Annotated in this window: 15 protein-coding genes; 5 read left to right on the top strand and 10 right to left on the bottom strand. The window is 52.2% G+C overall.

The genetic code is table 11. The features are described from left to right. Positions 1-205: 205 nt before the first annotated feature. The gene (locus KRAC_RS24465; RefSeq protein WP_007911768.1) at positions 206-1,255 is read right to left on the bottom strand and encodes an aldo/keto reductase; all 1,050 of its coding nucleotides are present in this window, start codon (positions 1,253-1,255) and stop codon (positions 206-208) included. 88 nt (positions 1,256-1,343) lie between these two features. After that, a complete protein-coding gene (locus KRAC_RS24470) occupies positions 1,344-2,267 on the bottom strand; it encodes an SDR family NAD(P)-dependent oxidoreductase (protein ID WP_007911770.1) in 924 nt (307 codons plus the stop codon). Between the two features lie 332 nt (positions 2,268-2,599). Between KRAC_RS24470 and KRAC_RS24475 the strand changes: the two genes are divergently transcribed. Continuing rightward, entirely contained in the window at positions 2,600-3,052 is a 453-nt protein-coding gene (locus KRAC_RS24475; protein WP_007911771.1) for a MerR family transcriptional regulator, read from the top strand. 577 nt (positions 3,053-3,629) lie between these two features. Here the strand turns inward: KRAC_RS24475 and KRAC_RS24480 are convergent. Next, positions 3,630-4,214 (bottom strand): hypothetical protein, encoded by a 585-nt coding sequence (locus KRAC_RS24480; RefSeq protein ID WP_169460940.1) that lies wholly within the window; start codon positions 4,212-4,214, stop codon positions 3,630-3,632. Positions 4,215-4,559: 345 nt separating this feature from the next. Here KRAC_RS24480 and KRAC_RS24485 point away from each other — a divergent pair, with 345 nt between their 5' ends. Then, complete coding sequence (locus KRAC_RS24485) at positions 4,560-5,819, top strand: SANT/Myb domain-containing protein (RefSeq protein ID WP_007911774.1); 1,260 nt, start codon at positions 4,560-4,562, stop codon at positions 5,817-5,819. Between the two features lie 273 nt (positions 5,820-6,092). Here the strand turns inward: KRAC_RS24485 and KRAC_RS24490 are convergent, their stop codons facing one another. The 3 genes from KRAC_RS24490 to KRAC_RS24500 all read right to left on the bottom strand — a co-directional run bounded on the left by KRAC_RS24490 (position 6,093) and on the right by KRAC_RS24500 (position 10,201). Then, positions 6,093-8,306 (bottom strand): PAS domain-containing sensor histidine kinase, encoded by a 2,214-nt coding sequence (locus KRAC_RS24490; protein ID WP_007911775.1) that lies wholly within the window; start codon positions 8,304-8,306, stop codon positions 6,093-6,095. Positions 8,307-8,473: 167 nt separating this feature from the next. Continuing rightward, positions 8,474-9,079, bottom strand: coding sequence for a hypothetical protein (locus KRAC_RS24495; protein ID WP_007911776.1), 606 nt, complete (start codon positions 9,077-9,079; stop codon positions 8,474-8,476). A gap of 75 nt (positions 9,080-9,154) precedes the next feature. Beyond that, positions 9,155-10,201: a lipid II:glycine glycyltransferase FemX gene (locus tag KRAC_RS24500; protein WP_211221314.1), complete on the bottom strand. Its 1,047-nt coding sequence runs from the start codon at positions 10,199-10,201 to the stop codon at positions 9,155-9,157. A 179-nt stretch (positions 10,202-10,380) separates the two neighbouring features. On the opposite strand from KRAC_RS24500, the gene KRAC_RS24505 reads away from it, so the two are divergent. Both KRAC_RS24505 and KRAC_RS24510 read left to right on the top strand, forming a co-directional pair. Further along, positions 10,381-10,785 (top strand): potassium channel family protein, encoded by a 405-nt coding sequence (locus KRAC_RS24505; protein WP_007911780.1) that lies wholly within the window; start codon positions 10,381-10,383, stop codon positions 10,783-10,785. Between the two features lie 83 nt (positions 10,786-10,868). Continuing rightward, a complete protein-coding gene (locus KRAC_RS24510) occupies positions 10,869-11,528 on the top strand; it encodes a potassium channel family protein (protein ID WP_007911781.1) in 660 nt (219 codons plus the stop codon). Positions 11,529-11,674: 146 nt separating this feature from the next. Here KRAC_RS24510 and KRAC_RS24515 read toward each other — a convergent pair whose 3' ends face one another. Beyond that, positions 11,675-12,994 (bottom strand): AI-2E family transporter, encoded by a 1,320-nt coding sequence (locus tag KRAC_RS24515; protein ID WP_007911784.1) that lies wholly within the window; start codon positions 12,992-12,994, stop codon positions 11,675-11,677. Between the two features lie 521 nt (positions 12,995-13,515). Between KRAC_RS24515 and KRAC_RS24520 the strand changes: the two genes are divergently transcribed. After that, positions 13,516-13,827: a hypothetical protein gene (locus tag KRAC_RS24520; RefSeq protein WP_007911786.1), complete on the top strand. Its 312-nt coding sequence runs from the start codon at positions 13,516-13,518 to the stop codon at positions 13,825-13,827. A gap of 211 nt (positions 13,828-14,038) precedes the next feature. Here the strand turns inward: KRAC_RS24520 and KRAC_RS62385 are convergent, their stop codons facing one another. From KRAC_RS62385 to KRAC_RS24535, 3 genes are all read right to left on the bottom strand, one after another. Continuing rightward, entirely contained in the window at positions 14,039-14,860 is an 822-nt protein-coding gene (locus KRAC_RS62385) for a hypothetical protein (protein ID WP_157507021.1), read from the bottom strand. Positions 14,861-15,143: 283 nt separating this feature from the next. Continuing rightward, on the bottom strand, positions 15,144-17,198 hold the full coding sequence (locus KRAC_RS24530) for an ATP-binding protein (protein WP_007911801.1): 2,055 nt from the start codon (positions 17,196-17,198) through the stop codon (positions 15,144-15,146). Between the two features lie 327 nt (positions 17,199-17,525). Beyond that, the gene (locus tag KRAC_RS24535; protein WP_007911802.1) at positions 17,526-19,586 is read right to left on the bottom strand and encodes a DUF790 family protein; all 2,061 of its coding nucleotides are present in this window, start codon (positions 19,584-19,586) and stop codon (positions 17,526-17,528) included. Positions 19,587-19,978: the final 392 nt, after the last annotated feature.

The raw sequence follows: 19,978 nt of genomic DNA on the forward strand, positions 1-19,978 counted from the left end.
AGGGGCTCACTCTGCTCGCAACCCATCCCTTGAGTGGGCTGCTCAGAGGGGTTCGCCAGAAGTATCAATTCTGGTGAGAAGGTTTTCAATGATCGAACCCGCGTCCGGTCTCTGAGCTTGAAACAGTGGTGAGACCAAAAAGATCACCCCATCTTGCACCAGAATGGTGCCAGACCCATAAAATGGTGGGATTTACACCTCCTCCTTACCTTGCTGTTGTAAATTGGGGTAATTTCGCCATGATAGCTTGGATCTCGGCATCGTCGGAGATCCCTTGGAAGTCATACCGTGGGGTGTATGGTGCTTCCAGTTGTTGGACTTCCTCCTGCGTCAACGCAATATCGAGTGACGCCACTGCGTCATCGATCTGTTCAATGGAGCTTGCACCGACGAGCGGCGCCGTCACCACCGGTTTGCTTCTCAGCCATGCAAGTGCGATCTGGGCGCGTTTTCTTCCGCGATCCCCGGCAATCTTGCCGACCGCCTCGATAATGGCCTTATCGCTTGCTTCGGTGAACGGCGTGTACAACATATCAGCGAAGCCGTCATTGCTTGAACGGCTGGTTGACTTTGCCTCACCCCAGGCACGGGCAAGCCGGCCACGAGCCAGCGGACTCCACACAATCGTCCCGACACCCTCGTCAAGACAGAGTGGAATCATCTCCCGCTCCTCTTCACGAGCCAGGAGATTGTAGTGATCCTGCATGCTGACAAAACGAGCCCATCCACGCTCACGTTGCAGGTGGAGCGCCTTGGCGAATTCCCACGTGGGCATGGATGAGGCACCGAGGTAGCGGACCTTGCCAGCTTTGACCAGATCGTGGAGCGCCTCAAGGGTCTCTTCCAGAGGCGTCGTATGATCATTGCGATGGATTTGATAGAGGTCAATATAATCGGTCCCCAGTCGGCTCAGGCTATGCTCAACCTCGGTCATGATGGCTTTGCGACTCAACCCTTTGCCATTGGGGCCTGACCGCATAGGATTTCGCAGCTTCGTTGCAATCACCACGTCGTCACGATTCGCGTAATCTTTCAAAGCCCGTCCAAGGATTTCTTCGCTGCTGCCCTGGGAGTAGATGTTGGCCGTATCAAAGAAATTGATCCCAACGTCGAGTGCATGTTTGATCAGCTTCCGGCTTTCCTCTTCGCCAAGCGACCAGGCAGGATGGCCGCGCGTCGGTTCACCGAACGTCATCGCACCGATGGCGATGGGCGATACATCGAGACCGGTCGTCCCGAGTTTGACGTATTGCATAAATTCCCTCGCTGTATTTTAATAAGACTCAGATTCGTTTTGGCTGGTCAGCCCTCCTTGCCCATGGACAAGGAGGGCTCCTTTACCGTTACTTGTTCAAGAGGTCGAGCGACACGTCCCAGAGCCGAGCAGCGGCGTCGGGATCGAGGGCATGCGCGGCGACTCCGTTTTCCGCCGGGGGCACGTTTGGGCCGGCTTCGTTGTTGTCTTCAAAGTAGCGACCTCCAATGCCTTCCCAAAGTGGCGAAGTGGCAAGCAGGACCGAGGTTGAGGCTCCCTGCTCCACGGTTTTCCACGGATAGCTTTCGACGAGTTTCTGATATGCTGGACCTGTCTGGTAGCGTAGCAAGTTCGTGCGAATACCGCCCGGCATAAGGGCGTTCGCCGTGATTCCGTCCGCAGCCCACCGCCTGGTCGCTTCGACAGCGAAGAGCACATTGGCCGTCTTGGATTGCCCGTAGGCCGACCACGCCTCGTACTCGCGGTGCACGAAGTGGATGTCGTCGAACACAATGGGGGATCTCCGGTGCGCCGCGGAACTCACCGAGACGATGCGCGCGTTGCCAGCGGCTGCCAGAGCATCGTGCAGGCCAAGTGCCAGTGCGAAGTGACCGAGGTGGTTGGTGGCGAATTGCAGTTCCCACCCTTCGGGGGTGCGGTGCAGCTCCGGCAACGCCATAATACCAGCATTGTTGATCAGGATGTGCAACGGTTTATCCCATGCGGCGACGAACACAGCGATGGATGCACGGTCGGTCAATTCGAGCGGAGCGACGAAGACATTGCGGTTGCCGGTCTTTGCCGTGATCTCGGCTGCGGCTCGTTCGCCAGCTTCCACGTTGCGGACCGCAAGCGTGACTTCGGCACCGAGATGGGCCAGTGCCCGCGCCGTTTCGGTGCCGATACCCGAAGCCGCCCCGGTAATGATCACCCGTTTACCGGACAAGTCGATGCCTTCGGAGACCTCGGCGGTCGTGGAATGGAACCCGAATGGTGTTGTAATGCGTGCCATGAGTTGGCTTCCTTTCTTTCATGTAAGCGCGGCAAGAGAGACAAGCCGCGACGGTTCTTTGCGGAACGACATGACGCTCCCAATCAGGGGGAGATGATAGAACCTGACAGATCTTTTCCTCTGCCTCGTCTTTGTCCATGGATCGCAGTCTACACCTTAGAGTGCGCTCTCAGTCAAGGGGGATGATGAGGTATCTCAAAACTCACCGATTGTAGAATCCCAGGAATGAGCTCTTGACTGAGAGCGCACTCTAAGATGTATGATTTGTTCAGGAAATGCTGAAGATCCCTCCCTCTTGGAGTCTCAGGAGAGATAGCAGGAAAGGCAATACAATGGAAAAACAGCAGAGCATGGAGAAAGAGTTCACCATTCAGCAAATGGCACAGGTAACGGGGCTGAGCGCTCATACCTTGCGCTATTACGAGCGCGCTGGATTAATGAGCCAGCATGTAGAGCGTGATGAGGCAAATGGATACCGTTCGTATGGCCAGGAACATGTGCTCTGGTTTAAGTTCATCAAGCGCCTACGCGCGACAGGGATGCCTATTCGCGACATCCAACACTATACCGAACTTCTGCGCCAGGGTGAGCAGACCATGCCCGAACGCCTGCAACTGCTCAAACACCACCAAAGCCGGGTCGAGGAGCATCTGAAGGAGGTAGAACATCACCTTGAGGCGATCACCGCGAAAATCGCGTACTACGAGCAGCAGTCCCCTTCTTGCACCTTGCGCTCAGGTGAGGAGGAGAAGCAAACGCGTTGCCCGTACGTAGGCAAGCGCTAACTTCTGGAGAGTTTCAGGACGCTCGTTTTCCCTGATGTGGCTTACGGATCAACAAGAGGTAGAGCCAGGATCTTGGCGAAAATGTGCAGGAAGCCAGCAACAAGCTCAAACTGTGAACTAAAATATGTTTCGGCACACAAATTTATCTGAGTACGATTGGCTACGCTGCCCAAATATCATGCTCAATCGGAGACATGAGAATCCAAAACTGTGAACTGAAATAGTAAATAAGGCGAAATCCGCAACGATTTTGAGGTGAATGTGAGAGAATCAGCGCGAATTGTAGGAATTGATCTTCTCTCAAGAGATCGACCCGCACCAGAAGGGCTGTCACACACATCTCTTGTAAATGAGTAGTGGGACAGACAGCGATTTTTCGTTCTTTCTGAGTACCAGTCAAAGCGAAAAATGTTCCTGCAACCAGGGGTGGAGTGGTGGAATAGCGGCTGGCAAGGTACCGTCTGAAAGTCGGGAAAATACCAAAGGTATCCAGTCCTGACCAGCGCCCGCCCCGGCAAACACTGTTTCTGGCACGGGTAGAAGGTCTATTTCAAACGATAGTATACGTATCAGCAATTTATACACGACGTTTTACGGTAAAAACGTGCTTGAGCAAGAGGACAACACCAGTCCCTCCGAGTAAGAGCAGGCAAATCATTATTGCAGTGACTGAAGGTGGGCTACCTATCTTATGCATCAGGTACACGAACCCTCCTGCCAAGCCTACCAAGCCCACACCGCTAAGCATACTCCTGGTTGCGGGACTGTAACCGTTCGTTTTGCCTTCTGTGTCGACGAGAATAGCTGAATAATTTCGTCGGCGCGTGACGAACCAGAATGTCAGAAGAGGGTCGAGAAGAAAAGCCAGAAGCGGGGTGGCAAACAGCACTCCCGCCAGAATGCCCATTTCCCAAATGACGTCTTTCTCACTTTCCTTTTGATGCATGGATTCTGGTGTGATATGCAAGTGAACGGGTATGACAATAGGGATGTCTTTATTCGCAAATGTATCATTAGTTGGATTTGGAGAGGGATAGAGCACATCGCCGATGATCTGGCCACGAAGGTCCTGTTCCTCTGGCCCACTCAATGCCGCAGGAAGTGCGAATGTCGCACTCACCGCAATGGATTTTTCCTCGTAACCTGGATGGGTGAGTATCAAATCTCCCCAACTTTCGTGTTTGGGGGGAACGATCAGAATTGGTTGCTTCCATCGCTCCAATCTGATGTATGTCCACGTTGGGGAAGATGATAAAGCGAGATCTCGTTATAGAAGCCTTGCGGCAGATGGTATTACTTCCCCCACATACAGGTATTCAGTAGAAGACCGGAGTACGATCAGATTTTTCTTGATAAACTCTTTGAGCGTATCAAAGTTTTAGAGAACCTGGGCAATTGGGCTGACAAATTGCAAGAGCGGCTAGAGAGCAGGGAGAAGCAACAGGAAGAAAAGAAAAATCTACTACGCAAACAGATCGACCGCGCCACGAGGCAGAGAGCAGAAATCATGGCTACCCTGAGTGATCCTGATATTCCAAAATCCAAACAAATGAAAATCGACTATGCCAATCAAGCCGCAGGGTTAGAGCAGAAAATACACCAATGGGAGATTGAGCTAGCAGCCCCGTTAACAGAAGGAGACGACGACGAAATAACGCTGTATCAAATACATTCTCTTCTTCCAGATATCAAACAAGACTGGCATAAACTCTCTTTCGAGGTTCGATTGCGCTTTGTTGGCGCTTTGGTGCGAAAAGCCGTGCTCACTCCGGTCGCCCCGTCATGGATGAAGCTAGAGATTTATTGGAAAAGCGCCATAGGCAATTTTGTAGATGTAGGATATATACGAAAATTTCAGGCCAATGGGTCAAAGTGGACAGAGGAAGAAGACGCTCTTATACGGAAGTTGTACCCGACCACAGACGCGGCAGAAATTTTGAAGAGGCTCCCCGGTCGGACATGGCGTAGCATCCTCATCCGAGCAAGCAAACTGAGAGTAACCAGAGAGTTAAAGAATGTAACAAACCCTGTGGTTATCGGCGAGGGACATACAAAAGGCCGAATCGACTGGACAGAGCAGGAAAATGCCGTTATACGCGAAAAGTATCCCCTTGCTGATCCGTTGGAGATTCTAGAATTACTACCCGGTAGAACATGGAACGGCGTAACAAAACACGCCTCTAAACTAGGCGTGTTGAGAGAGGTGAGAGGGGTTCAAAGCCGTGTACGTATGGAAACAGAAACGCAGACTACAGGCATTTCTAATAAGGCAGGGCTAGTCTGGTCAGAAGAGGACGACGCTACCTTGCGCGAAATGTTTAATACGACTGATCCAATCGAGGTCTTGAAGGCGCTCCCCGGTCGTACATGGGTAGGAATTAACCACCGAGCCGACAGAATCGGGATAGCAAGAAGAGGGCAAGCAAAGTTACCTCAAGAGGTAACCAACGCCGGGCGTGTAAGGGTCCGATTAAGCTGGACCGAAGAAGAGAATGCTGTCTTGCGTCAGATGTATCCCGAAGCCGAACCGGAGGAGATTTTAAAAAATTTGCTGCCTCATAGAACCTGGAAAAGCGTTCGGGTGCAAGCCCACAAGCTCAAAATAGCCAGGAAACACGGCAAAACGCCGAACTCTATACTTCTCAGCGACCAGGAAAATGTAACCGTAGAAGACAAGCAATTTGAGGAGGAAATGGGTTTAATCTCTGGTGTCAGGAAAGTGCAATGGATGGTACGAAGACACAGACAAGAAACAACAGCGTATTAAAGAAACAACCTCTATGTCCACTCATCATTACTGAAATCTCTTTTTTTGTGATACACAGGTTTTTATAGCGTATACATACCTTACTTTTTTTATCACAAACATACATCTGCGCCGCTTGCGCCTGGCTACTTACTATACGGACTACTTAACGCCTTCGTTACAGAGGGAGGCGATAAGCACCCGGAGTTCATCATCGCAAAAACACTCTCCTGGACATCCTTCTCTCTTCCTTTCGTTCTGGATTAGCCCCTGCATCCTCCCAAAGCCTTCCCCTTACGTTGAAGCGGTTCGCAATGTGTAATGGAAGATCGACCCTCTGCCTTGCGCGCTCTCCACCCAGACCTTTCCGCCATGGAGCAGGATAATCTCGCGCACAATAGAAAGCCCCAGGCCACGCCCCTCAACCGTTTCCGGACCAAAGGGAAGACGCTTGTAGCGCTCAAAGACATGCTCAAGTTCCTCGGGAGGAATACCAACTCCTTGATCACTCACGCTGATATGCACACAGAGATCCTCTAGCTCGCTCACGACCGTAATGGCGCCTCCATCAGGCGAGTATTTGATCGCGTTATCCAATAAGTTGATCAGGACGATCATGAGCTTCTCGCGATCTCCCCAGAGAATCGGGAGCGCCCTGGCGAGCTGGAGCCGGAAGGTATGCTTCTGCGTACGGCGACGCATTCGCGCAACCGCCTCATTAATAAGCGCGTTAAGATCAAGCCAGTTAAGGTGGAGCTGTATATGATCCATCTCGAGGCGATCCAGGTCGAGCATATCATTGATGAGGCTTACCAGGCGTTGCGCGTCCTCGCGAATATCGGTCGCGTATTCTCTGACCTCGGAGAGATTTAGCTCATTACGCTGCAAGATCTCACTAAAGCCTTGGATGTCTGTTAAAGAGGTACGAAATTCGTGGCTCACAATAGAGACAAGATTGCTCTTCATGCGATTGGTCAACTCTAACCTGACGTTGCTCTTTTGTAATTCGGCGACCGCGTGATCGCGCTCATACTGCGCCTGCTCACGTTCGACAAGGAGCGCCGCCAGCCGCGCGACACCCAGAATCAGCGCGTCATCTTCACCAGAAAGGAGCGGCTCTTGAGCGCCATAATCAATAAGTAGCACGCCCTTCAGCTTCTGATAGCGGGAGATGGGCGCGACCAGTTTATAGGATGGCTGATCATAAAAGAGCGTTGTAGCTGGTTCAAGAGGTATGCCCTGGTAAAAACGCCGTATTTGCTCGTCACCTCCCAGGAGGGCATGCAGCGAAGCTCCCTCAAGCCGATTACGCCAGAGCAGTTCCAGGTCAGAGGCAGGACTCAAGACGATGGCGGGGGATAACAGTTGCGTCTCCTCGTTTAAGAGCAAGATAGCAACGCAGGAACAATCTAGCAAGCCAAGCGGGAGTTGCGCCAGGCCACGCTCAACCTCGGTGAAACGTTCCAGAGGCTGCACCACGTTTGTGGTCTGTGCGATGAGCGTCCCCGTGTCTTGAGGCTCCGTCACCATCGCCTCGGCCATGGTGAGCAAGGCATGTAAGGCACGTTGTGAGCAGCGTTCAGCCCCCCGCTGATCCGTGACGTCAATACAAATCATGACTCCGCCCACGATAACTCCCTGGATGTCGTGGATGGGCAGACCAGACATGGTGATATGCACAGGATGCGGCTCGGGTTGATCCTTGGGGCGGATGCTGACCACGCGATTCTTTTGTATCTCGCCTCGCAACATACACATCATGGGCCACTGCTCCAGCGCAAGAACATGCCCCTCCTCATCCTCAAACTGAAACTGCTCACTCAGGGATTGCAGCGTCTGCTGGCCCGCTTCCTCAGCCGAGAGTTGGAAGGCACGTTGGAGCGGAAAACTCAAGCGCTTAATATGTCCCTGCGGATCGTAAATGGAGATGCAGCGGAAAACGGTTTCAAAAATAACCTCAAACTCTTGCAGACGCTCTTTGCTATCGCCTTCGGTCAAACCAACCTGCCGCAACAGAGTATCGAACACGTAAGCATAGGGAGTGAAATCACTAAACAGGGTAAAAATACGAGAGGGTTTCTGCGCACCGGGACGAATTTGTGGGATAGCACTCATCAAGAGCCAGCGATAGCTCTGCTCATACTCATTGAAGCAGCCAAGCATCATATCGCGCACAGGCTTGCCCTGTTGAAGTGCCAGCGCCGCTGGTTGTGCCTCCGCAGGACAGGGGGTTCCATCCTCACGAAGCGCCTTACCCAATGGGTCAATCGTTGTCTGCCCTAACAATTGCTCGCGCGTCATGCCTAACATGGTGAGGGCTGCCTCATTTACCATCAAGATACGTCCCTGCTCATCGGAGCAGAGCGCCCCTTGATCCATGGTCTCAACGAGGAAGCGAGAGGCCTCATCTGTAAATGTAGGATGCTCTACAGCGGTAGTCAAAGAAGGCGCGATAGCGCTTTTCTTCTGGCTGTGGGTTCCACGCTCCCATTTTCTGCTTTGTGCCATCTGTCTCCCTTTCTGCCTGCCTGCCCAGGCATAGACTCATCCTATTGAGTAGTATCTATACTTCTAGTGTAAGCCCAACACAAATAAGGGAGAACAATGACAAGTATGAAGGGAGAGCGAATTTTTCATTAGCGGGGAGAGAGGCGACAGTGGTGTGTAGGTCACCACTACCGCCAGAAAGGGAAGGTATAGCCACGCCTCTGGAGCACATCGCGAAACCAGGTCACGGGATCCTGGTTCTTGGACTCGGTATGGCTATCGGCGAGAAAGAAGCGAGCATACAGGGGCAATGAGGAGCCAATTCGCCCCAATAGGAGATCGATCCGCTCCTCAGCGTGCTGCCACCGGCCTTTATGGACGCCCAGGCGCCAGCTATTATACGCCTCATCGTGCAGTTCGATAATATCTAGCAAGGCAGGATCATGGATATAACGCTCAGAGAACTTGCGCGCGATATAGGCATGGTGATTGGTACCGATTTTAGGACGTGATTCATCCACGCGATATTTAAAGGCATCATGGGTCAATGCAATCAGACGAAGAGCGCAACGCTCCTGCGAGGCTGGTGGAGGTTGTTGCCGCTCGATATTCGCAAGTACATCGGTGATATGAAATTTAACGGGTCCCTCAAGATGACCGGTTCGCGGTATCCCCCATTCCACACCGGTCTGCCACTCGGGATCTTCAGCAATTTGGCGCTCCAGGGCAGTTTCCAGGGCAAAAGGTAGTGAAATCATGGCCCTCCCAGACTCATTGATGGGTACAAAATACATCTGCACTTAGCTCCTTATACGCAAACCAACGCCACTGTCGTGGCTAGCGCTCCGCGCTCAGGTTTGCGATCGGCACTATGAGATAAATTGGCTGGCAAGCTTCATGGCCAGAGGATGATAATTATATTGGTAGCCTCCCACAAATTGCACAACACGTCCACCCCAACCGCGCTTGAAACGGTATACACCCGCCATTGCCTCTTCTTCATTGTCTGTGTCAGGAATACCCCAGAAATCATAGCTTACGGCTCCGTGGGCCCTGGCCCAGCGAATCGCCTCCCACTGCAAGAGATAATTGGGCATGAGCTGACGCTTTTCATTGCTTGAAGCGCCATACATGTAAATCCCTTCGCGCGCATATAGCGAGACAAAGATGCCAGCCAGGAGTTGCCCCTCATGCTCGGCCAGGAAGAGGCGCAGGTGCTCATCTGGATGAAAGCATTGCCAGGCTCGCTGGTAGTACCGCAACGTATGGATCCCAAAGCTGTCACGCTCACTGGTCATCTGCATTAAGGCATACCAGGCATCGACATCTTCCAGTGTTTGCGCGACGCGCACCGTCACACCACGCTTATGAGCCAGGCGCACATTATACCGCCACTTCTCCTTCATTTGCGCCAACAGCGTCTCTTCTGAGGGCGTCACGTCCAGGGTAATCGTGCGCAAAGGCTGCACCGCGGGAACAGGCTCCATTCCCGTACGCGCAAAATAGCTCTGAGCCCAGGCACCTGCTGGCGAATCAGCCTCCAGGTTACACTCTACACGTAGCGCCATGGCCCCCTGTTGGCGCAGGAAAGCATGCAAATGGGTAAAAAAGGTCTCGCATAGTTCTGGCTGCGACCAATCGAGCACTGGACCGCGAGGGATATATGCCAGGTGTCCCAGGCGTGCAGGCACACGTGAAACCGTGCGTTGCAGGACCTGCGCGGCCGCGACGATCCGCTGCTGCTCATCAAAGAGCGCCAGGCGCAGAGGGTGCCAGTTCGGCGACGTTTTCAACTCTCCCCAGTTCCAACTTTGCAGGAGATGACCATAGGTATGTTCGGCCACAAAGCGTTCCCATTGCCAACCTTCAGCGGACGCAAGGGGGCGCAAGGTATACCTTTGAACAAGAGATGACATGGTAAGCATACCAACTTTCCCAACACAAAAACTCCAACTGTATTACCTATCATACCATGTTGAACGAGGGAGTAGGCTTGTTATAGCAGGGCGCCCAAAGCTAAAGTTACACATGCTATAATACAAACTGGTTATCACCTACATCCCAAAAGCGGTCTCTGACCGACAGGAGGCATTCCGTGAAAATTGTCATCCTTGGCTGTGGACGCGTTGGCGCGACATTAGCCACGCAGCTTGACAAAGCAGGACACCATGTCGTAGTTATCGACAACAATAGCGACTCATTTCATCGTCTCAACAGCGACTTTCATGGCGAGACTATCATCGGAAGTGGTGTAGATGAAGATGTATTGCGCCGAGCTGGCCTGGCAGAGGTTGATGCTTTTGCGGCTGTTACCAACGGCGACAATCGCAACATCATGGCTAGCCAGATAGCCAAAGAGATTTTCCACGTACGTAAAGTGGTATGCCGTATTTATGATCCCATCCGCCAGAGCACATACAACGAACTGGGCATCGAGGCAATCTGCCCAACCATTGTTGGCGCAGATCTGATGTTCCAGGCGCTCATGAATACCAAGTAAGCTCGTTTCTCCAGGTATACCAACCGTCATAGGGCGAAATGCCTGTGGCATAAACAGAAGAAAAAGATAGAGGCAGAAGGACTATGTATATCATCGTTGGAGGTGGTGGCGACGTTGGCTACTACCTGACCCGAAACCTACTTAGCAGAGGGCACGAGGTGCTACTCCTTGAGAAATCATCGAACCGTGTGCAAACCCTTGGCGAGGAGTTAGGGCAATCCGTCATAAAAGGTGACGCCTGCGAGGCACGCATAATGGAGGAGGCCGGGGCCCAACGCGCGGATGTCGTCATCGCCGTCACTGGTGAGGATGAAGACAACCTGGTCATCTGTCAGATGGCGAAGAAACGCTTCAATGTCACCCGCACCATCGCTCGCCTCAACAACCCCAAGCACGAGGAGCTATTCCAGAAGTTGGGCATCGATGTCACTATCAGCCCGACCAAGGCCATTCTCTCACTTATCGAGAGCGAGCTTCCGGGACCACACTTCATTCCGCTGATGACACTGAAGAAAGCAGGACTGGAGATCGTGGCACTCAACGTTCCTCCGCTCTCGCCAGTTTCCGGAAAAAAGCTCAGCCAGGTACATCTGCCGCGCAAAAGCACGCTAGCCATGATCATGCGCGGGAATGAGCCCCTCTTCCCCACCGCAGACACTGAGTTGCAAGAAAATGATGAAGTCTATGCCCTGCTCAGCAGCGAGGGCGAAGAAGAGCTACGCAAGGTCTTTGGCAATTCGTAATCGCCCGACTCTGGTCCTCTAAAAAGGGCCTTTCTGGATAGAAGCGTGATGGACCCTGGTTGCCTGCGGCAGCCAGGGTCCATCACGCTTCTATCCAGGCGAGCGCCACAGGCGCGAAGGGTTAAACCTAGAAAGTGCAAATGGGGTTAACGAGAAGAGGGCGGCGTCGTCTCTGGCCCTCTCTCGGCTGTCTTCTTCTTCTTCTTCTCCTCCTCCTCCTGCTCAACCTCGTAGAGCAATTCCGAGTAGGAGATCTCACCTGAAGGCGACTCCGAGGTGGCTTCAGGTCTTTCAGTACTACCAGGCGAACGTGTCTGCTTGGCAGACTGTTTGTGTAACAACTGCCCATGTGGGCGACGTATCGTCCAGGGGGCGCGTTTGCGAGCCAGAATCTGGTCCGCGCTCTCACCCCTGGCCGAGCGGTAGATGCTCGCCACTACCACCCAGAGCGCCGCAACGACAGGTGTTGCCAACAAGGCTCCAAAGACCCCAAAGAGCTGAGCACCAATCAGTAGCGAGAGAATAGCCGCCACTGGATGCAGGCCCACCGCGTGACCCACAATACGGGGTCCCAGAATATTACTCTCAATGACCTGGAGCGCGACAAAGCACCCGGCAACAATTAATGTACGCGGGAAAGGATCTGGCAGAAGCAACGAGAGCAGCAGTGGCGTAATCGACGCCAGGGCAGGCCCCACCATGGGAATGGTTTCAAAGAGAAAGGCCAGCACACCACAGATCAGAGCATACTTCCCCAGCGGAGGATTGACGGCACAAATGACGCCAACCAGGATACCAACGATAAGGGCCAGCGTTAACTGTCCACGAATATAGTTGCCCACGACCCGCGAGAGTGCATCTTCAAAGAGCAACACATTAGGCAGAAAACGCTTAGGCGAGAGACTCACCAGGCTATCACGAATGCGTTTCCCGTCAACCGTCAGGTAGAAGCTCAAGACTACGATCAGAAAGATATTGATAAATGCATTGACAAGCACAGTCACAAAACTAAGAGCGTTATTCGTCAGCGTAAACGCAAACTCGTTCGCCTTGCTTTGTACACTTGCGATGGTATCATCAATGTTTTTCTGCGGGATTTTGATATCGTTGAGATATTTAATGAAATTCGCGTAATTATCGGGTATCGCCTTCGCATAACTCTGAATAGTATCTGAAAATGCCAGAGATTGCGCAATCAGGCTCGCGGCAAGCAGGTAGCTCAGGTAGCCCAGAGCCCCAAGCACAACGACATAAACCAGCAAGGTCGCGACGACCCTCGGGACATGATACTTCACCAGGAAATTTACCAGCGGCGTTAATAAGAAGGCCACTGCCATTGAAAGTAAAAGAATAATAATCGCATCGACAAACTGGCCTAAGAGTGCCCAGGTCGTGCTAAAGATAAGGCCAACGCAGATAATACAGATGAGAATATCACGTGTGCGTTGCCAGTTAATTTGACCCATAGCCTTTTGTCCCCTTTATTGCATATACATTCTCTATTAGTACGCAGGCACGCAGGTGTATTGTGACATGTTTCCTAACAGACAACAAGAGTTTGCCTATTAAATGCAGAAACAAGCAAAAGTAACTTCTGTTTTCAGATTACCATGTTCTGGAGACGCAGAAAAGGGAGAAGAGAGGCTTTTTTTGTCTCCAGAATGAACAAATAGCCATTCTTTACCGATAAAGGCTAGGGAAAGAGTTCTATATGGTTAGACGAAGTGGCATGTATGGCTTAGAATACAGGAGTGTTGTGTAAAATAAAAATAGGAACCATAACAGCACAGCTTGAAACTTTTGGCGCTTCCGTTTCGTCATACCCTTGAAGCAGTCCAGGAGAACCATCCCAAAGCCACAAGGGGATGCGAAGACCTAAAGCACAAAGTTTCAGCCATGTTCAGCTCGCTCATATATATCGGCTATCACAATAACAAGATTCGCTGCTGTTTTTCCCACAAAACAGCCTGGAGAAGGGGACGGATTAGTGGACGCAACAACCGCCATCGCATCGATGAACGACACGACGCATATGTTGATGACCTGGACGCTTGTTGGGCTACTCTTAGCCTGGATGATCGTTTTTGCCTGCCTGGCTCTTCGTAGAGGTGTAAAGCAGGTCGAACGTGCGCCCATGCCTTCAACGACTATAACTCCCACACCAGTCTCCGTTGCACCAAAGAAGTTGCATGTTATAGCGGTCCAACCCGTGACCCCCAGGCCTGCCTACCAGGCCAGGGAGCAGAGAATAGCGCACACGCAAGCGGTGCTTTTTGAGCATACGAGTGCTGTACGCTAAGCTTCCAGGGTTCTCTATCAAGAACAATCGAGAAAAACTGTACAAGGCAGGCTATGGCAGCCTGCCTTTACTTTTGCCCAAACTATTATTCTGTTTACGCTCAATTGAAAAGGAAAAGTGAGGGGTGCAGAGGGGCTGACGCCCCTCTGCACCCCCTTCCCTTGCCGCCGCAGGCGGCAAAAATACCTTTCGGATGAAACTTAACAGAGTACTATTTGGCTTGTAGATTTTCATTGGGCCTTTGAGGCCGGAAAGCGCCATTCTCGTTAATAAAAATAATCTGCGTATCCTGAATATGGACAATCATATCGGGCTTGCCATCGCCATTCTCGTCCGAAAAAGACAATGTGGCAGGGGTAAGATCCTGGTTAGGACCAATTAAATCAGGGCCAATATAAATCTTTGCCTTCGAACAATCGCTCGCAGGGCACTCAATAATCTCTATCTTACGGTTCATGTTTAACGCCATAAAATGACTGGGTTGTGCGCTTGAGTCATTATTATGTCCAACGACATAATCTATCTGAGACGTACGAGGACGTCCATAATGCCAATCATCCTGCGTCACCTGCCACCAGTTGGATAAAAACGTTAAGGCAAACCACCCCAGAACCATAACAACCAGAAGAAGACCAATATACACAAGTAAATGGGGATGACGCCCTGATAGAGACGTTCCTCGGAGAAGAGGACCTTTCCCTGGTCCCAACACATCCTCTGTATCAACCACGTGCCGACGCCCAGTCGATACCGCAGGCGTACGTCCCTGGGTCACTGCCGTCCGGCGCGGAGGAACCTTGCCAGTTGACGCAAGGCGCACGCTCTGGCTTGAGGCCTGTACATCTGCGGGGACACGACCAGTCTCCGACTTGACATCGCTATGATAACGGCGCACGCTCTTAGGCATGCGACCGGGCAATTCATCATCATACTCATCATCAAAAAAATCGCGGCTTGCTACCTGCTGCTCACGAGCATGCTGGGAACCTTTCGCTGACATGCGTCCACCACGCGCTGTGTAACTCTGCTCCACATTGGTACCGTCCTCTCCTAATGCTAGCGAAACGAACTTTTGTTCCAAAGCCTTATGGTCCACATAGTACACTAGAACAAAGGTACTTGTCAACTGACTTTCCTGCCTTTTTTTGCCACTTTCGCTATTTTTATGTTTTTTTTAATGACTTCGCGTCGGCAACGCTTCAGATAGGGGTCCATAGGAAATAGGGTGGTGGCAATGCCTGCGGCATTGCCACCACCCTATTTCCTATACAAGCAAGCTATATTGGGGCGAGAAATTCTGAGTAGTCATACCTGGTCTAGTCGTGACATTGGGCCAGGTAACACGCTAACAGAGGTGGACGAAACTCATAGTGAATAGCACCTCCCATACCATCTTCGGCCAGTAAGCCTGCCTGGAGTGATTCTTCCAGTACATCCAAGATCGCGTCCTCATCATACTCAGCGCCAAGCTGAAGCACCTGTTGCCAGGTAAAAGCACTTCCCAGGCGAGCGCACTTGCGCAAGAGCCGCTGGCTGCATAGGCTCAAGCGACAGAAACGCTGCTCAAGGATCGCTGCGATAGAGCGAGGCAAGATCACCTGGCTGTCTCCTGCGCTTCTCTGTGACAGACTCCTTGCTTTCCTGCCTAGAGCAGCGGCAAGCTCCCAGGCCAGAAAAGGATTGCCACCCACCTGCTTCTTAATGTCGGCAACCAGTGAGGATGGTACATGAGCCAGCAGATCTTCAATCTGTCCATCCTCGAGGGCTTGTAATGGCACAGGTTGTACTAATTGATCGCGACGCAAGTCCGCAATGAGTGTTTGCAATACTCGATTCCGCATTAACTCAGCAGTTAGGCAGGTCACCATAACCGCGATAGGACGCTTACACAAACGTCGTACAAGATAACACAACAACTCAATACTTTCACGATCAAACCAGTGAGCATCATCAAACACAATGAGTAAAGGTTTCTGGCCACAATTAGCATCGAGCCATTTCAGCAGGTCCTCACGCAGAGAGAAACACTCCTGCTCACGTAAGAGCGGCTCAACGGCGGCCAGGGTTACATACTCCCGTTGCCACCTGGACAACACTTGTGTCTGCGAATTTTTGTTTACTGTGCGCGTCTCGCTATGCTGGGGGAGAAGTTCGCTCTCGCGCAAGAGACGAAGCACATCTAGCCAGGCATGATAGGGAGTGGTACATTGCTCCTCCAATACTTTATTCCACAAAACCACCCAACCTAGTTCTTGCGCATACTGGCTCACCTCTTCGGCGAGATGTGTCTTGCCCATGCCCGCCTCGCCCGTTAACAGGAACATATGGGGAGTAAGAGACGGAGCTTGCTGAAGAGAATGGAGCGTACGACACAACGCCTCATACTCCTGCTCACGCCCTACCAGTTCTGGCCTGGACGCACGATCTTTCAGGTTCCACGTCGTCCTGGCCAAAGATGGGGTCCGAGCAAGAAAAACATGCTCAGAAAAGGCATGAGGAGCCATACCAGAGCGCAACGATGAGATAGGTTGAGCAAGCGCAGATAAGGGCGAAGAGCACATGGAGAGGGCCTGCATCTTCTTGCAGACAGAGGCATAGAGTTGCCGCGTCTCGGCAAGTGGTTCGATTCCGTAGAGTTTCGCCAACTTGGTGACCAGGCATTGATAGGCACGCGCGGCCTCTGCGGGCCGTTCCAGGCATACCAGAGCGTGCATAAGACGGCGCACAGCAGCCTCATGGGCAGGGTCGACAGCAATCAAGCGTTCCAAGACCTCGATTTCTTCAAGCCATGCACTCCGTGCCTCGTAGACATCGGAAAGCATGAGTAAAAGACCAATCCATTTGCGCTGCAAGGTGCTACGCCGTGCCTGTGCCCACGAGAGAGTTCGCTCCTCCGCTAAAAATTCGCCATTGTAGAGCTGTGCCGCCTGTAAGAGAAGATGCTCTCTGGACTGAGCATCCTGCGCCGCATATGCCAGGCGCAGCCATTCCTCAAACGCATCCGCGTCTACCCACACCTGGCCTTGCTGAGCAAGCATAAAAATATCATGTTCCAGGCGCAACAATTGTGAGTTTGCAGGTCGCTCCAGTTCAGGTTCCAACACCTGGCGCAATCCATGCACTGCGATGTTCAGGCGATTAGCAGAAGTATCCACATCCAGTTCCGGCCAGAGCGCCTCCATCAACTGCTCGCGCCCCATCATACGCGAGGTTTGATTTACCATACAAGCAAAGAGTGAGCGCACACGTCTCTGTTGCCACGTCACCTCACTAACCGCTTCCCATCCCTGACTATGCCATCTTTCCAGGCGGCATTGCCCAAGCAGATAGATACGCACAAGTGGAATGTTCCTGTTAGCTGCATCCTTCATCACCTCTCACTGCCTTTCCAAACATAGGCACGGGGGAGATAGCGCGCCTATCCCTGCATGCAAAATACAGCACGATACGTCTACAGTACATGACGACCTGTCCTGCTAAAAGCCCAGCCTTTCTTCCGATGTCAAGATAAACTCAAGCTTGATATGCGCTCGTATGTATCGTATTCAGGGGAGGGCTTTCTCATCTTTAAAAGTATAAATACATCCAAACATATTCGCAAGGTGAAGTATGGCAGGTGTTTAATCTGCATAGTAAATGATGAAGTACCTATAAGTCGCAGAGGAAGTGTTGAGAAGAAAGAATCTGGGGCGTGGCTGCTAAGCCTCGCCCCACAAATCACTCTGCACAGCTGGAGCCGCGACACGTTTCCGACCAGCCTTAGCACGAGTGATATCAGGCTTGCGGCCGCTGCTCGTCTTCTTCCCACTAACAGGCACGCCCTCTGGCTCGGTAAGAGGCATAGCAGGCATCGCTATGTCCTCTCCAGATGCATGATTGGTATCGACCATGGGAGACTCTTCTGACAGGCTCTCAGCAGCCAGCTCGACCTGCGCCTCGAAGATTGAGTCCCGGCGAATATATATCTCCGGCCAGAGGGTAATGAGGGCTTCTATCGCGCTTTCATCACATGCCTGCAAGGCGGGAACAAGCTGCCTGATACACGCGGCAAAGGCACCAAGCGTGAACGCGTTTTCAGCGTGCAGTGCTGTCAGCATCTCACGTCGCAGTTGCTCTTCCGCTTCGACACTATAGAGACCCAGGCCTGCGGCATAGCGCGTTCGCTCATCAACCACCAGTTGCGTCGCCTGCGCCAGTTCTGAACGACGGTAGCACTTCAGCAGGGCATAGCACTCTTGCTCCGGGAGGAAACCGCGCACCTGCACATGCGCACGTATTGACGCACTATCTAGCTGAGCCAGGCGCGAGGCAAAATCATCATAATGTTGACGCAACAGGTGTAAGATCTCGCTGGCCGAGAGTTGGCCTCGGTAGTAGACAATAGGGAAAGACGAGGCAATCGGGGCAAAGGCCTCCTTCGCGTCGAGAGGGATGGCCAGGATAAGATCCTTGCGCTGCGTCATTTGCAGCAATTTCTGTATCTTGCGTTCCCGATAGGCCGGGGTCCAGAAACCAAGGATCTCCATATAAATACGCTCGCGACCTCGTGAGAGCGCAAAATCGGGTATAAAAATACTCTGTGCCAGCAGTAACGGCTCTGGCTCACGCTCCAGGTGCCAGCCATCGGCACCCTGGCTGGCGGCTAAAGCGGTAAAGGCCTCGGCAAAGCCCTGCTCAATACTACTATCAAAGAGCGCGGTTGTAGGAACATAGGCCGTGTTCTCCTCTGCCACTTCGCTCCTGGCAGGCTGTGGCAACAATTGGAGCAATTTGGCGTCCATCTGAAACTGGTAGCGGCGCTGCAAGAAATGCACGGTTGCCTCCGCCTCTACTAACGCAGCGGAAAAAGACTGCGAACGCCCTGGTTGCTTTTGATACCCCAGCAACACCCGGCAGAGACGCGCCAGGCGCATCCCATATTGCTGTGGCGCACCGGTCACCTCTTGTGGACCATACAACAAGAGTTCGAGCGTGGTTGGACGCCCTGACAGTTCACCCACAAGGTCGGCCTCATAGGAAAGATCATAGTACACACCAAAGCGCCGCGCGAGAAAGCATAAACGCTTGATCACCGCGCCCAATCCCGGTTCAGTGCTGGGCATGGGAAAAAGCTCATCAGCAGATAGTTCGTCGGATAAAGCCTGGCAGTCGAGTGAAAAATGGACATCGGAGGCGTTAAAAAGCGCGGCCTCAAACGCCCACTGATTATAGATGGCGCCAACCTCAGGCGCTGTAGGAGGTTGTTCGCCAGTGCGTACCAGTACCGCCTCGTCCTCACTATCTAACACCAACAGATAGGCTAGTTGGTCAGGCGTCAAGCAATAGGTAAGAGCAAACGCCTGTAAAGCCTCCTGGCGTTGATCATTAGCCAGAAATCCCTGGTAGTGTTCGTTGACAAAGTCGAAAAGAGCCAGGCGTAGCCGGGTCGGTGACGTTACATCCTCCAAGGCCTCACTCGCCTGCATCTCTTGCAGGATCTCGCCCCACTCTCGCGTACGCCATTGATACCAGTTACTCAAAGTCGCCAGCAAGCAATTGGCCAGGCGATAATCGCCAATATAGGAACGGGCCTCGTCTTCAAGAAAAGCACGCTGTGGACGGCCAAGCATACTTTCATAATAGGCCACGAGTTGCTCTATTTCCTGGTACAGGACGCCAGGGCGTAAAAAATGCAGAGAGAGCCCGAGATCAGCCGCCTTCCCTGACCTGCCAGCACGCCGATGAACAGTCTTTTTGACATCTTGTAAGCTAAAACGCACGGATACCACCTTCCCAGGAAACCATAAGAGGCATACCTTGCCCCCATTATAGCAGACACTCCGTCACATGATACTTGACGCCCGTGGTCAGTCAAAATGAGCAAAAAAGTGGGCTTCTCAAAAAGGGGAAATGGCCTCTGGAGCTGAACGAACCGTCTCCTCCGCCTTCGTTTTTTGCTCATTTCGACTGACCATATACGTCCAACATCACACGGCGAGGTGTCATTATAGCAAAGATCTGGCGCCTTTTTCAGACTTTCACATTCTCCTCTATTCTTTTTGTTCCGGCGCAAAACGGAGCAATAGGAGGCATATCCTATTGCAATTGAACATTTATATACCCTATGCTATGGTTGGCATTGGGCTGTAAAGTTGTTATGCCGATTATTTAG

This window comes from Ktedonobacter racemifer DSM 44963 (assembly GCF_000178855.1).
In the GTDB taxonomy this organism is placed as follows: Bacteria; Chloroflexota; Ktedonobacteria; order Ktedonobacterales; family Ktedonobacteraceae; genus Ktedonobacter; species Ktedonobacter racemifer.